We start from the raw sequence: 13,331 nt of genomic DNA on the forward strand, positions 1-13,331 counted from the left end.
TATTTTCCTTCTCCCTAAAAGAATAATCTATCACTATTTTAAACTGTTCGTTCAAATGATACTTTACGAATAAATATACTACTAGTTATGATATAAAGAATTGTTAATCCAATTGAAATAACAATAAAATAAGGGATATCTCTTAAAATGTCTCTCTTTCTAAAAATTCGAAGTTTCAACTCTTGTTCTCAAATTCTTTTCATTTATACCATTTTGACAAAAGTTAAATTGTTGTCCCTTTATTGACTTTGTACGATCTACTATTTGCCCTAAATGATAACTTGTATGCTCAACCAAATGTAATAGACTTTGAAGATCAATATGCGTTTTTCTTCCCAGACCTGTATATATGCTTTGCCCCACTATTTCAACTGGTTCACTGGATATTTAGCAAATAAAGATTTCCGAAAATCTTTATCTTCCACAAGCATTTTAATTTTTTCTTCATTGCTGTTAAAGAACTTTATAACTTTATTTTTATCCCATATATCTTTTTCTTTTGGAAAATCATCGAATATCCTATGCAAAATTGATAACATTTCTTCCCTCGTTATCTTAAAGTTTTTATTTTCTATTTGAAACTCATAAGCTTTTGCATTTGGCACTAAAATCACTAAATATATAGCATTAAAGAAAAAATTCTTCTTCATCGTATCCTTCTCATCAAACCAATACGTCTCAATCATTTCTTCTGTAAGAGCCCCACTTTCTTTTGTGCCATAGTTCACTTTTATATTTTCATTTTCTAAACTTATACTTTGAACTGTTCCACCACCGGGTAAATGATTAACAATTGCAACCACATCTGAATTATTACCAACGTATGTCCCAGTATATTTCTTAAAATCATCTGACCTAACATCATATATATCTTTTATTCTTTCTCCGTTAGAACAAGCCGCAATGAATAAAAAAATTGTTAGCATAACGATCATGTTATGATGCATATATTTCATTTAGCATCCCCCATTTTTATCGATATTTCGTTAATTACAATATTTACTTTCAAATCCCTTTTTAAATATACGCATTTTAATCAAAATTAAAAATTTTCATTTTTTATGTTTACAATTATCCATTAATTGTATATACTTACTAACGTAAGAAAAAAATTCTAAAAGGAGGTCGAAGGAAATGATGAAATTACAATTACATGCATTAACTTTAGCGTTAACTGCACCTGTGTTTTCTGGACAATTAAATATGAATTCGACCACCCTAATGGAGAATTGAAAATCGTAATTTATTTCATTTAATTCATAAATTCGCCACAGGAGGTCGTATACTTTCCTGTGGCTTTTTCACGCCCAGCCATAGGAGAACTGTATCTTCCTGTGGTTTTTTTGCGCGATTTTTTAGTCTCTTACATTATTTTTCTAAGAAAGGAGCAACATTCAATGACTATTAGCGTATTGTTTTTAAGTATTACGATTCAAAGAAATACAATTTCCAAAGGGGTCATTCTTCATAATGAGCAAATTGAAAAAGCTATGAATGATGTTAAGGAGCGCCAAGCACTTTACTGTGATCACCTGTAATTCCTTTTCGAAAGGAGGAATTCATTTATGACTTTTCATATTTTCTTTTTTACGACTGTGCTTCAAAAAAATACTTTATCTGAAACTGAAATCAATCGTAAACAACAGTTAAAACAACTGACTGATAAAATAACTGACATTAAAAGTTCATACTACACTCAAATGTATTAAAAATATATTTTAAAGGGGTCATATATTCATGAAATTTAAAGCATTCTTTTTAACAATCACCATTCAAAAACGTAAGCTTTCACAAAAAGAGATTTTACGTGAGCAACACATCCAAAGCATTATGGACGAAGTAAAAGAGCGCCAATCTTCTTATTACACTCGTCTTTTCTAAATCACTTATAAAGGGGTCATAAATCTAATGAAATTTAAAGCATTCTTTTTAACTATCACTATTCAAAAACGTAAACTTTCACAGAAAGAGATTTTACGTGAGCAACACATTCAAAACATTATGGACGAAGTAAAAGAGCGCCAATCTTCTTATTACACTCGTCTTTTCTAAATCACTTATAAAGGGGTCATTATCCAATGAAATTTAAAGTATTCTTTTTAACCATTACCATTCAAAAAAATACATTTTCCGAGTCTGAAATGTTTCATGAGCGACAAATTAATCAGGCTATGGATCATGTAAAAGAAAGACAAAGTCATTACTGTAGTCATCTGTAAATTCTTATTACACTCGTTTTTTCTAAATCACTTATAAAGGGGCAATTATCTAATGAAATTTAAAGTATTCTTTTTAACCATTACCATTCAAAAAAATAAATTTTCTGAGTCTGAAATGTTTCATGAACGACAAATTAATCAGGCTATAGATCATGTAAAAGAAAGACAAAGTCATTACTGTAGTCATCTGTAATTCCAATTCGAAAGGAGGAATTCACATATGAAGTTTCACCTTTTCTTTTTAACGATTACAATTCAAAAAGAAACAATATCTCAAAATGAATTAAAACAAGAAAGACAATATAAACAAGTTATTGATGAAATTCGAGATCGTAGAAGCAAATACTACACTCACCTTTAATCGTTTAACTATATAGAATTGAAAGGAGTCGATTATGATGTTGATAGCACGCTGTAAGGAAATGATTTGGATAGTTCAGAGGGATTCCACATAGTTTTATAGAGCTTATATCACACAAGTTTATCACTGAATTTGATGTATAAAAAATATATAATAAAATCAAATCAACCCGCTTTTAATTATTTATTTATAAACAAAAGATACACCACTTAAAAAGCGGTGTATCTTTCTCAGGTTTCACTATTTCCGATTACTTCTCTTTGTCTTAAACAATCTCACTAAGTTCAAAACAACAGTTTTTGTTACTGCATAAACTGGTACTGCTAAAATCATTCCGATGATTCCAGCAAAGTTACCTACCCCTAAAATTAGGATAATAATTGTTAATGGGTGAATGTTTAATTTCGAGCTCATAATACGCGGTGAAATAATATTACTTTCAAACTGTTGTACAATTGTTACGATAATAATTACGTATAAGGCTTGCATCGGAGAAACGAACAGTCCTACAATAACAGCTGGTGCTGCCCCAATAAATGGCCCTAAGTTAGGAATGATGTTTGTAAATGCTGCAATAATTCCTAAAACGAAAGCGTACGGTAAATCGATAATTAAATAACCGATAAAAGTAAACGCACCTACAAATATACAAACGAGTGCTTGCCCTTGAATATATGCAGATAATGTTTCGTTCGTTTCCTTAATGATACGAAGCCCCTCTTCACGGTAAGACTCAGGTAATAAACTTACCGCTTTTCCCGGAAAGGCATGTCCATCTTTAAACATGTAAAATAAAATGAACGGTACAGTAAATACAACTAATGCAACGTTCGTGATAATACCAAATAAAGCCGTTGCACTCGACGTAATTGTATTTGGTATATCTTTTAAGTATTCAATCGCATTTTTTTCAATTGTTTCAATGGAAACGTAGTTTTGTGTAGATAACCATTCAAACAACCTATGATGTGATAATTCTTGTATGTATACTTTCCCCTCTTTTATGTAGCTTGGCATATTTTTTACTAAGTCCATTAGCTGTTGTGAAATCGTAGGAACAACTACTCCAACGCCAACCGCAGTTAATGTTATGATAAAAAGATATAACAGTAATATCGCTAAATTTCTAGGTACTTTTTTATTCTCCAAAAAGATTAATACAGGATTAAATATGAAGTATAAAAAAAGCGCGATTAAGATTGGGAAAAACAATGTTGATATGAAGATACCAATCGGTTGAAATAAAAATGATATTTTTGTGCAAATAAATATGATTCCTACAACCATTAGCACTTCTAATGTCCAAAAGTGCACTTTTGATTTCAAAAAAACGGCCTCCTTTAAACTAGCACTTCTCTTCATTGTACCAAAATAAGCATGAATTTCACATAATATTTTCGTTTACAATATTCCAAAATACCGATAAATACACTACAATGAGATTACATACAAATTTGCAGGTAAAGGTGATAAAAATGACACAATGCATCATTTGCAGAAAAGATACGAAAGAACTTAGTGAACAATATGTCATTCCAGAAATATTATGTGGGTATTATTTCACAAACTCAATTTGTGATACTTGTCATGAACAAATGACAACAAATATTGATCGTCCTTTAATTAGGCATAAATTGAGTCAATTTAAGATTGAACAAATGAAAAGACAAATTGATTCCCCACTCTATACGAATGAGCACGGTGAGGAACTTGCGGCTGCTGAGACTGATGTTGTCGAAGTAAGCGACGAGATTCTTTATTCTAATGCATTAATTATGAAACTATGTAAAAAGCACGATATTTCCTTACATAATGAAATTTGGAAAGAGGAACGTGTAACGAAAGTAGCGAGTTCTATTCAACGTGAATTACTATTAGATAACCGTAAATATAAAATGAGTGTATTAAAAATGGCTTATACATTCGCTGTACAAGCAGTTGATGGCTACTTTGAAGATCAAGATGCAATTGATATTTCTACCATTCTCTCAAATGCAGATTTCGTGGAACTAAAAGAAAAAAGCATTGTACGTGATTTAAGCAAAAGTTCTTTATGGAATACGCTAAATACAAGTAGTGAAAATCATTACTTTATTTTACTTAGCGATAAAGACGGCCTGTTTTGCTTCATTCGTTTGTTTGACATCTTTGATGTTGTCGTTCATTTATCAGAAAAAAGATTTGACCTTCCATCGCCGATTGTCGGTGTAAATAATGTGAATACGCAGAAATTTTATGTCCAAAGTTTAAAACAGTATATGGATGGGCTGTTTAAAGAAAAAGCACCTACTATATAACAGGAACCAGAACATACGGTCTCCTTTCTTGATGAAAAGACACTGTGTTATAATGAGTATGAAAAGAACAATACAATCACATAAACCAATTATAAATTGTATATAAATAAAAAAGACTAGTGTGCGGCTACACACTAGTCCACGTAACTTAGCAGATTGGATTGTTCATTTATCCTATTTGTTTCTTACAAACAAAACAACCCACATTCTATAAGCATAGGTGGGTTGTTATTTTTTGAGCTTGTCTATTAAAACGACGACGAACGTTAACAATGCAACGAGAAACAGTCCACCTTGCAGTAGCAACGCTATTTCACTCACGTATTATCACCCCCCTCCTACTCGGAGAAGTGATAATTGAACAACCAACCGCACCTTAAGTTACCCTTTAATTTTACCATATTTTCTAATAATTTACGATGAAAACCCGCAAGCGAATAACTTGCGGGTTTTTTATCCCGTATTAACAGGCAGTAAACAAAATAAAGCAATAAATATGTGCAACTTTATTTCTCACTATTTTTTTAATGCATATGCATCAGCAATCATTTCACCAACAATTTTATTTTCTTCTTTCTTCTCGTCTTTCAATAATGGGAATAACAATTCTGCGACCTCATACGCTTCTTCTAAATGCGGATATCCTGATAAAACAAACGTATCAATTCCTAACGATTCATATTCTTTTATCCTTTCTGCTACTGCATGTGGATTGCCTACAAGTGCAGTACCTGCCCCACCTCTTACAAGTCCGATTCCAGCCCATAAATTAGGGCTTATCTCTAACGACTCTCTCGTACCTTTATTTAAATGTGTCATCCTCTTTTGACCAACCGAATCATATCTTGCAAATGTCTTTTGAGCAAGCTCAATTGTTTCATTATCCACATATTGAATTAAACGTTCTGCCTCTTCCCACGCTTCTTCTTCTGTTTCTCTTACAATTACGTGTAATCTAATGCCAAATCGTACTGTACGCCCCTTCTCTTCTGCAAGTTTTCTTACTTCTTCTATTTTCTCTTTCACTTGCTCTGGTGGCTCTCCCCACGTTAAATATACATCACTATGTTCAGCTGCTACTTCTTTTCCAGCAGCTGATGATCCTCCGAAATATATAGGAGGATATGGTGTTTGAACTGGCGGGAATACAACTTTACTATCTGTAACTTGAATATGTTTTCCTTCTAAAGAGATCGTTTCACCTTGCAATGTCGATTTCCAAACCTTTAAAAATTCATCCGCTGCTTCATATCTTTCATCATGCTCAAGATATAATCCATCTCCTTGTAGTTCAACTGGATCTCCTCCAGCTACTACATTAATAAGTAGTCTCCCATCTGAAATTCTATCAAATGTAGATGCCATCCTCGCTGCAACTGTAGGTGACATTAGTCCTGGTCTCACTGCTACTAAAAATTTTAGTTTTTCTGTTTCAGCAGCAAGAGCTGAAGCTAACACCCAAGGGTCTTCACATCCTTGACCAGTTGGAAGTAAAACACCCATATATCCTAAATAATCAGCTGCCGCAGCAACTTGCTTATAATAACCATATTCAGCTGCTCTTCCTCGTTTTGTCGTTCCTAAATATCGACCATCTCCATAAGCCGGAATAAACCATAATAATTCCATACCTTTACACACCCCTTATTTATTTTGAAACGTATACTAACAAATTCTATATAAATTACCCCTAATAATTTATATGTTAATTCCCAGTCTCACCTTTAAAATTATCTCGCCATCTTAAAAACTTCACTTCTAGTAAACGTACTAGAGAGTCAGAAAACTTCCCAACAAATGCAAAGATAATTATGCCGACAAATACGATATCTGTATTTGAAAATTGCCTTGCATCCATAATCATATAACCAATACCTTCTGTAGATCCCATAAGTTCTGCTACTACTAAACTCACCCATGCAACACCTAACGATAACCTTGCTCCTAGTAAAAGGTTAGGCAATGCAGATGGTAAAATTAGTTTCGTAATTAGTTTTCTTTTGCTAAACTCTAACACTCTCGCAACATCAAATAACTTTGAATCCACACCTCTAATACCTAAAAATGCGTTTACGTATAAAGGAAAAAATGCACCATCTGCAATTAATAACACTTTCGATGTTTCACCAAAACCGAACCATAATACGAAAAGCGGCGCAACAGCTAAATGAGGTACAGTTCTTAACATTTGCACAGATGGGTCTAAATATTGCTCACTTCTCGTTGAAAATCCAACAATTGTTCCTAAAATGATTCCTAAGCCCCCACCAATAAAGAAACCAGCCGCAGCCCTGAATACACTAATACTTAAATGGCCGAATAACTCTCCTGTTTTAATAAGCTCTTGGAACGCTAGAAAAATATCTAATGGTGTTGGTAAAACTGTTTTAGAAACAAGACCGAATACGCCAGCCAACTGCCAAATTATTAATATAATAACCGGTATAGTAATCGCCCTTACTAAAACTTTTACATTTAACTTTCGTACCTTCTTTATGCCATTTTTCTTAATCGTTATACTCGCTGGTTTCATAACAGCTTTCGTATTTTCCACTTTACAAAACCTCTTTTCACTTCGCTTTCAATGCTTTTTCTACGAAAGAATTATCTACAACTTTTTCCGTCTTAATTTCTTTCTTTATAGAACCGATCTTATATTGAAAATCCGCTGTCTTTTGTTGTTCTGCTATTATTTCCTTCGTTACCGGAACTAAAATTGGTTTGTCGTGATTAAACACTTCTTTTACAATCTCTGCATCTATCTTTTTTACAGAAGTGTACACTTTTATTGCTTCATCTAAGTTAGCCTCTTGCCATACACGTGCTTTCTCATAAACTTTGAGGAATTTCTCAACTAATTCTGGATGTTCTTTCGCAAATTTTGTCCTCGTAATTAAAAATTCTGGTGAAGAGACATTTAATGTTTCACCGTCTGCAATCACCTTCGCACCTTTATTTAACGTATGTAATGATATGAAAGGGTCCCAAATCGCCCATGCATCTACTGATCCTGATTCGAATGCAGGCTGCGCTTCATCTGGTTGTAATTGAATGACATTTACATCTTTTGCATCAATACCTTCTTTATCAAGCGCTCGATATAATAAATTAAAGGCACTACTTCCTTTTGCTACTGCAATTTTTTTACCTTTTAAATCTTTTACACTCGCAATCTTGCTATCTTTTTGAACGAGAATTCCAGTTCCTTTTCTCGCATAACTTGTATTGGCGATTTCGGTAAATCCAATACCTGCTGCTTGCGCTGAAATGACTGGAGAATTCCCTACTTCACCAAAGTCTAACCGGTTTGATGCGATTGCTTCAAAATAAGGAGGTCCACTTTGGAACTCTGTCCATTTCACTTTAACTCCTTCTTTTTTAAACTCCTCTTCAAACCATCCCTTTTTCTTTGCTAGTAATAGTGGGCTTAATCCTTGCTGTATACCAATTTGTATTGTTACATCTTCTTTCTTACTACTTACTGTACTTTTTTCACATCCTAATAAAAATACTGATATAGCTAAAGCAAAAGAAAGAATTTTAAATTTTTTATACATATAAAATCACCCTTTTCCTATATACTTGTTTGAATCAACCCTCCATATTCAAACTGCTGTAATACTTTCGTTCGAAGTTGTTGGAACGATTGAGAAGTTTTATTTCGCGGATAAGGCAAATTATTTTCAATCACTTTATGTATTTTCCCTGGTTTTGCACTCATAATGATAATTCGGTTTGAAAGATATATCGCTTCGTCTATATCATGTGTAACGAATATCATTGTTGTTTTCTTCTGCTCCCAAATATTCAGCAATACTTCTTGTAAATGACTTCGAGTAAAAGCATCCAGCGCTCCAAAAGGTTCATCAAGTAATAATACATTCGGATCTCTTAATAACGCTCTCGCTATCGCAACACGTTGTGACATCCCGCCTGAAATTTCTTTCGGATACGATTTTTCAAAGCCATCTAACCGAACGATTTCAACCCATTCTCTCACCTTATCTTTCACATACTTATCTTTTAACGACAAATCTGCCGCTATATTTTCTTCAACTGTTAACCATGGAAAAAGCCTATGCTCTTGAAAAATAAAACCTTGTTTCTTGCTCGTTTTTAAGATAGGCTCCCCGTCAATAATAACTTCACCTTCAAAATCATTATCTAGACCTGCAACAATTTTTAGTAATGTACTTTTTCCGCACCCACTCGGACCAATTACTGTAACAAAATCCCCTTTCTCTAATTGAAAATTAATATTCTCTAGCACTTGAACCGTACCAGTTTGTTTCAAAAAATATTTTGATACCCCATCAATTGAAACAGTCATTTCTTTCCCTCCTTAAAATGATTCATATAAATGAACAGATTCAGTATTTGTGCAATAAAAAAACCAAAGGCATTTTATCTGTTGATAAAATGCCTTTGGTTTCTCCAATCAGCAATACGTTATGGAATTAAGTACATATTATACAAATATTTCCGATAAGTCAACTAGGTTTTATTAAAACATACATATGATTTGTTTGAACATTTTACTTTTGTTTATTTAAACGATATCGTTTACTTACTATTTTTTCTGATCTTTAATCCACTGTAACCAATAAGAAAACTCACACGCTAAATGCATTTGATGGGATTTAATTAGACTATTAGGACAAAGGGCTGGGAACTCAACAACTAGACTTACTTCTATCCCTGTATCAGTATCTTTAAATTGATGTCGAACTCCACCAATAGTAGTACCATCTTTCATACGTGCAACACCTGTTGATTGGTATTGATAAGATTTATCTCTTGGTGTTTTCAATCCAGTTTCGTCACCAAAAACAATGAAAAATTGAACTGGAAACGGAGAATTACCAGTAGTTTCGATAACCTCTAATTCATTTTCCCCAAAGGGCCTTAGTACATAGTGATCAGGACAAGCAGATAAATTCACTTTGTTATTTTCACGTGATTGTTCAAGCATCAAACTATCAATTCCATGTATGGCTTCTTCTGCTGTAATCCCGTCTAAATAAATACTAGTTTTTGAAAATTTTCGTCTATCGCCAGATAAAAGAGTACAGATACGCATACCTATTGCACTTAATCTAAGTTTTGATTTCAACTTTTCGTACATTTCATTGTATGTATATCGCAACTTTATTTCCGTTAGCTGTTTTATCATGACGTCTGTATCATTTATTTCAGGCTCTTTATGTCCTAATATATATAATACTTTTTTTACCCGTTCTCTTTTCCATTTTATAAGTTGCTCTTGTGAGATATTATTTCCATCGATAATAATTTTCATAAACTTTCTCCTTCCTTTTGATTGTATCGTAGTGTAGTTAATACTAAATTAACCATTTCTTGTTTTGTATCTAGATTCAACTTTACTTCTGAATGAGCAATACTGCTAAGACCGTATAGAATAAACCCAGAAGCTAATAATGAGTTATCAGTATAAAAAACCCCTATGTTTACTCCCTCTTCAATTACTTGTCTAATTAACGGTTGCATACGTGCGAATAATTTCTTTTCCAGTTGAAAATGTTGTTCCGTCTGAAACGAACTCACATTTTTATAGGGTGCTAACTTTTCAATAAATGTCCAAAATATATCTAGTGAATCTTTCATCTTTTGTATGACAGACCGTTCATTTGAAATAAGTATTTCTTCAATTAACTCCATATTTTTCACAATAAAGTCATTTAAAACTTCATCAACAAAATTCTCTTTAGACTTGAAGTAATAATAAAATAAACCCGTTGCTACACCTGCATGATTCACAACATCTTTTATGCCAAATCCTTTCATACCATTTTTCATATATAGTTCAAAACCAATATCCATTAACTCTTGGCGTCTTACATCTGGTTCTTTTGATATTCTTTTCATAGGTCATCTCCTACTTTATTTTTCCTGCGACTGAATCTGATTCAATCATAAACGACTGAACTTGATTCAGTCAATATTATTTCATAAATTTTAAATCCATTTAATAACTAAGCAACAAAATTTCTACCAAAAAAAAGTAATCTCAAGAAATATGCTACTAACCTTAGATTTATCAAAAAAGTTAGACCATATAACTTGAGACTACTCATTTCCATTCAAAATATTTATGTAATTAAATTTTAGTTCTTCTGCACCCTGGCTGTCTCCAAAACTATTTGTGGAAGCTCTTTTTGAATGATTTCTTTCAGTCCATAAAGAGCTTTCTTCACATAACCACCTTCGAAATTCCCTAATGATTCTGGTAATTCATCCTCATCTAATATGAAGTATTCTCCATTAGGAAGTACCATAATATCGATGATTAAATCTTCGAAGGAAACCACTTCGTCTTTTATTTGTGTATTTTTTACGATATTAAAATAGGAACCTAAATACTTCCCTTTTATATCTCTCCATACGTATAAATTGTACGGACGATCTTTCCAATAATATGCGATTGTATAACTTCCTTTTGGGATTGTTAACTTAGTATCTTTTGCAGTCATTGTAAATGAATACTGCACCTCGTGAAATAAAACGATACTTTGTGATTGCTTTTCAAGTAATAAACAATTGTGATCTACTATTGTTGAGTTATACCGGATTTTTCTTTCTAAAATTTCACTTTTCGATGTAAGTAACTTATTCATTATTTTGTTTCCCCTTATACTAGTTCTATCCTCAATTATATCCACTTATCTAACGATAAAGAAGTATATAGTTTTTTATATAATGATTTATACAAGTACACAAGAAAAACTCCTTCTTATTTAGAAAGAGTTTTTCACTATCCATGTTTCATATTTTTTCACTTCTAACGGAAGCTTATTTGTTTTTATGTAACTAACAGCACTATTACTCATGTTTTAACTTTTCCTTAACCGCATCATAAAATTTTCGTTCTTCATCAACATTTAAGTGCACACGACTTACTGTTTTAGAAAATCCATATAACAACTGTGCTTTCACTGGCTCTTTTAATGTTATTTCAAAAGTAGCAGGTTCTTTTATGAACTCCATAACAGTTGCATCCAATACCTGTTTCCCTTCTTTTGCCGTTAGCAATTCATCACCCTTGTAGAACGCAATATTATCAATTTGTGTAAATGGTATAACAATTTTCTTTCCTAATCCAATTTGAATGATTACTTGTTCTTCTGTTACGTTAAGTGGATTTTTACGCATCGCTTGTATTTCAGCTATAAAATAAATCATCGCGTATACATTTAAAATAAGTAAAATCCATGCTATTACTGGATTCCACTGGTGTAGCAAATAATGAAAACCAATACTTTCTATTAAGGTCGCATGGATGATCATGATATATACACCTATTGCACCAGTCTTTTTGTGATATGAGTATACGTATTCACCTTCTGGTACTTTTTCACTCCACGATAAAAATGCATAATAGATTAACTTACACTCCGTTACAATGATATCTATTAATTTATTTCTTTTCATAGTAGCGTCAAACGCAGCATCAATTGCATAAGAAAATGAAGAGTACTCACTTTTATATTCTTTATATTTTTTTATTATGGTAGGAAGCTTTCTAACAATTTTATATAGAAGGAATAACTCTAAACATACAAAAGCAATTTCTCCTGCAATTATAATATAAGAAACGTATGAAAAATCTTGTAAATAGTCACTTGGAATAATAAATCTTGCAAAAATATAACCAGCTATTACAACAGGAACTATATACGTTAACGAGTACCTTTTTCGAATAATGAAGAAATACGTGATGATTGGAATGACAAACATGCAATCTAATAATGACCCAAGTACAACTTCTTTCGGCGCAGCTGGTACTATTGGAAGAGCATACAATAAATAGTTTGATAGCATAATTAAAGAGACGAGTCCAATCCAAATACTTTTTCGCCTTCGCGATAGTGTAACATTCATACGTTCACTCCTTTATTTAAAAACCTCATTTAAGTGGTCTTTATAAAATGAAATGGCACGTTCAAATTCTTTTACTTCCTCTACTTTCACGACAGTTTCAAGTAATAATTTCATCGCTGACTCGTGATCGTTTACGTTATATTTTGCTAATGATAAAAATACTTTCATCGGATCGTTCTCTGGGAATTTTTTCACCCCAGCTTCTAATACTGTAATTGCCTTTTCATATTCCCCTAAACAACGATATGTACTTCCTAGACCAATATAAGCACCGCAAAGGGATTCGCCATCAAGTCCATTTGCGATTGCCTGCTCATAATACGGAACTGCTTCTGTTTCTAGCCCCATTACATCATGTATCCACGCACACTGATACAGTACTTCTGCATCCTTTGTAAAGTTTGTTAATCCTATAAGCATCTCTTTAGACTGCGCATATTTCTTTTCGTTTCTAAGTTTAATAGCTTGCTTTAATAAATGTTCCATAGAATCCACTCCTCACCAATTATTCTGTGTATAGCTCTTGATTGATATACGCTTCACATTCGTGTAAAA

The 13,331-nt window shown here is 32.6% G+C and carries 20 protein-coding genes and 2 pseudogenes; 8 read left to right on the forward strand and 14 right to left on the reverse strand.

Annotation, left to right across the window (positions count from 1 at the left end; all coding sequences use genetic code 11):
* Positions 1–38: 38 nt before the first annotated feature.
* The 3 genes and pseudogenes from ACTJJY_RS07520 to ACTJJY_RS07530 all read right to left on the reverse strand — a co-directional run.
* Positions 39–146 (reverse strand): annotated as a pseudogene (locus tag ACTJJY_RS07520) (DUF4052 family protein); the annotation flags it as partial.
* Positions 147–159: 13 nt separating this feature from the next.
* A pseudogene (locus ACTJJY_RS07525) lies at positions 160–362 on the reverse strand (hypothetical protein); the annotation flags it as partial.
* Positions 363–956 (reverse strand): DUF4825 domain-containing protein, encoded by a 594-nt coding sequence (locus ACTJJY_RS07530; protein ID WP_440605324.1) that lies wholly within the window; start codon positions 954–956, stop codon positions 363–365. It lies immediately after the preceding pseudogene.
* Positions 957–1,397: 441 nt separating this feature from the next.
* On the opposite strand from ACTJJY_RS07530, the gene ACTJJY_RS07535 reads away from it, so the two are divergent.
* The 7 genes from ACTJJY_RS07535 to ACTJJY_RS07565 are packed head-to-tail and all read left to right on the forward strand — an operon-like array spanning position 1,398 to position 2,580.
* On the forward strand, positions 1,398–1,538 hold the full coding sequence (locus tag ACTJJY_RS07535) for a YrzI family small protein (protein ID WP_053564182.1): 141 nt from the start codon (positions 1,398–1,400) through the stop codon (positions 1,536–1,538).
* 27 nt (positions 1,539–1,565) lie between these two features.
* The gene (locus tag ACTJJY_RS07540; protein ID WP_000142729.1) at positions 1,566–1,709 is read left to right on the forward strand and encodes a YrzI family small protein; all 144 of its coding nucleotides are present in this window, start codon (positions 1,566–1,568) and stop codon (positions 1,707–1,709) included.
* Positions 1,710–1,737: 28 nt separating this feature from the next.
* Positions 1,738–1,881, forward strand: a complete 144-nt coding sequence (locus ACTJJY_RS07545; protein WP_000668965.1) for a YrzI family small protein — start codon at positions 1,738–1,740, stop codon at positions 1,879–1,881.
* Between the two features lie 27 nt (positions 1,882–1,908).
* The gene (locus tag ACTJJY_RS07550; RefSeq protein ID WP_000668963.1) at positions 1,909–2,052 is read left to right on the forward strand and encodes a YrzI family small protein; all 144 of its coding nucleotides are present in this window, start codon (positions 1,909–1,911) and stop codon (positions 2,050–2,052) included.
* Between the two features lie 26 nt (positions 2,053–2,078).
* Positions 2,079–2,219, forward strand: coding sequence for a YrzI family small protein (locus tag ACTJJY_RS07555; protein ID WP_063547616.1), 141 nt, complete (start codon positions 2,079–2,081; stop codon positions 2,217–2,219).
* A gap of 52 nt (positions 2,220–2,271) precedes the next feature.
* The gene (locus ACTJJY_RS07560; RefSeq protein ID WP_000669802.1) at positions 2,272–2,412 is read left to right on the forward strand and encodes a YrzI family small protein; all 141 of its coding nucleotides are present in this window, start codon (positions 2,272–2,274) and stop codon (positions 2,410–2,412) included.
* 27 nt (positions 2,413–2,439) lie between these two features.
* Positions 2,440–2,580 (forward strand): YrzI family small protein, encoded by a 141-nt coding sequence (locus tag ACTJJY_RS07565; protein ID WP_000668497.1) that lies wholly within the window; start codon positions 2,440–2,442, stop codon positions 2,578–2,580.
* Between the two features lie 240 nt (positions 2,581–2,820).
* On the opposite strand, the gene ACTJJY_RS07570 is transcribed toward ACTJJY_RS07565, so the two are convergent.
* Positions 2,821–3,906: an AI-2E family transporter gene (locus tag ACTJJY_RS07570; RefSeq protein ID WP_440605325.1), complete on the reverse strand. Its 1,086-nt coding sequence runs from the start codon at positions 3,904–3,906 to the stop codon at positions 2,821–2,823.
* Positions 3,907–4,055: 149 nt separating this feature from the next.
* On the opposite strand from ACTJJY_RS07570, the gene ACTJJY_RS07575 reads away from it, so the two are divergent.
* Positions 4,056–4,877 (forward strand): HNH endonuclease, encoded by an 822-nt coding sequence (locus ACTJJY_RS07575; RefSeq protein ID WP_000189714.1) that lies wholly within the window; start codon positions 4,056–4,058, stop codon positions 4,875–4,877.
* A 228-nt stretch (positions 4,878–5,105) separates the two neighbouring features.
* Here ACTJJY_RS07575 and ACTJJY_RS07580 read toward each other — a convergent pair whose 3' ends face one another.
* From ACTJJY_RS07580 to ACTJJY_RS07625, 10 genes are all read right to left on the reverse strand, one after another.
* Positions 5,106–5,198, reverse strand: coding sequence for a putative holin-like toxin (locus tag ACTJJY_RS07580; RefSeq protein WP_001289320.1), 93 nt, complete (start codon positions 5,196–5,198; stop codon positions 5,106–5,108).
* A 195-nt stretch (positions 5,199–5,393) separates the two neighbouring features.
* On the reverse strand, positions 5,394–6,506 hold the full coding sequence (ssuD, locus tag ACTJJY_RS07585) for an FMNH2-dependent alkanesulfonate monooxygenase (protein ID WP_440605326.1): 1,113 nt from the start codon (positions 6,504–6,506) through the stop codon (positions 5,394–5,396).
* Between the two features lie 76 nt (positions 6,507–6,582).
* Entirely contained in the window at positions 6,583–7,431 is an 849-nt protein-coding gene (locus ACTJJY_RS07590; RefSeq protein WP_000432135.1) for an ABC transporter permease, read from the reverse strand.
* Positions 7,432–7,447: 16 nt separating this feature from the next.
* Entirely contained in the window at positions 7,448–8,434 is a 987-nt protein-coding gene (locus ACTJJY_RS07595; RefSeq protein ID WP_000276913.1) for an aliphatic sulfonate ABC transporter substrate-binding protein, read from the reverse strand.
* 17 nt (positions 8,435–8,451) lie between these two features.
* The gene (locus ACTJJY_RS07600) at positions 8,452–9,207 is read right to left on the reverse strand and encodes an ABC transporter ATP-binding protein (RefSeq protein WP_000218578.1); all 756 of its coding nucleotides are present in this window, start codon (positions 9,205–9,207) and stop codon (positions 8,452–8,454) included.
* 240 nt (positions 9,208–9,447) lie between these two features.
* Positions 9,448–10,176, reverse strand: coding sequence for a hypothetical protein (locus ACTJJY_RS07605; protein ID WP_095690683.1), 729 nt, complete (start codon positions 10,174–10,176; stop codon positions 9,448–9,450).
* Positions 10,173–10,763, reverse strand: a complete 591-nt coding sequence (locus ACTJJY_RS07610) for a TetR/AcrR family transcriptional regulator (RefSeq protein ID WP_144465286.1) — start codon at positions 10,761–10,763, stop codon at positions 10,173–10,175. Before ACTJJY_RS07610 ends, ACTJJY_RS07605 begins: the two co-directional genes overlap by 4 nt.
* Positions 10,764–11,002: 239 nt before the next feature.
* On the reverse strand, positions 11,003–11,512 hold the full coding sequence (locus tag ACTJJY_RS07615) for a DUF402 domain-containing protein (protein ID WP_168410557.1): 510 nt from the start codon (positions 11,510–11,512) through the stop codon (positions 11,003–11,005).
* Positions 11,513–11,717: 205 nt separating this feature from the next.
* Positions 11,718–12,776 (reverse strand): hypothetical protein, encoded by a 1,059-nt coding sequence (locus ACTJJY_RS07620; protein ID WP_440605327.1) that lies wholly within the window; start codon positions 12,774–12,776, stop codon positions 11,718–11,720.
* A 12-nt stretch (positions 12,777–12,788) separates the two neighbouring features.
* Positions 12,789–13,262 carry a tetratricopeptide repeat protein gene (locus ACTJJY_RS07625; RefSeq protein WP_440605328.1) on the reverse strand — a complete coding sequence of 158 codons (474 nt, stop codon included), beginning with the start codon at positions 13,260–13,262 and terminating at the stop codon, positions 12,789–12,791.
* Positions 13,263–13,331: the final 69 nt, after the last annotated feature.

Origin of the sequence: Bacillus sp. 22475 (assembly GCF_052044835.1) — a bacterium.
Classification (GTDB): domain Bacteria; phylum Bacillota; class Bacilli; order Bacillales; family Bacillaceae_G; genus Bacillus_A; species Bacillus_A cereus.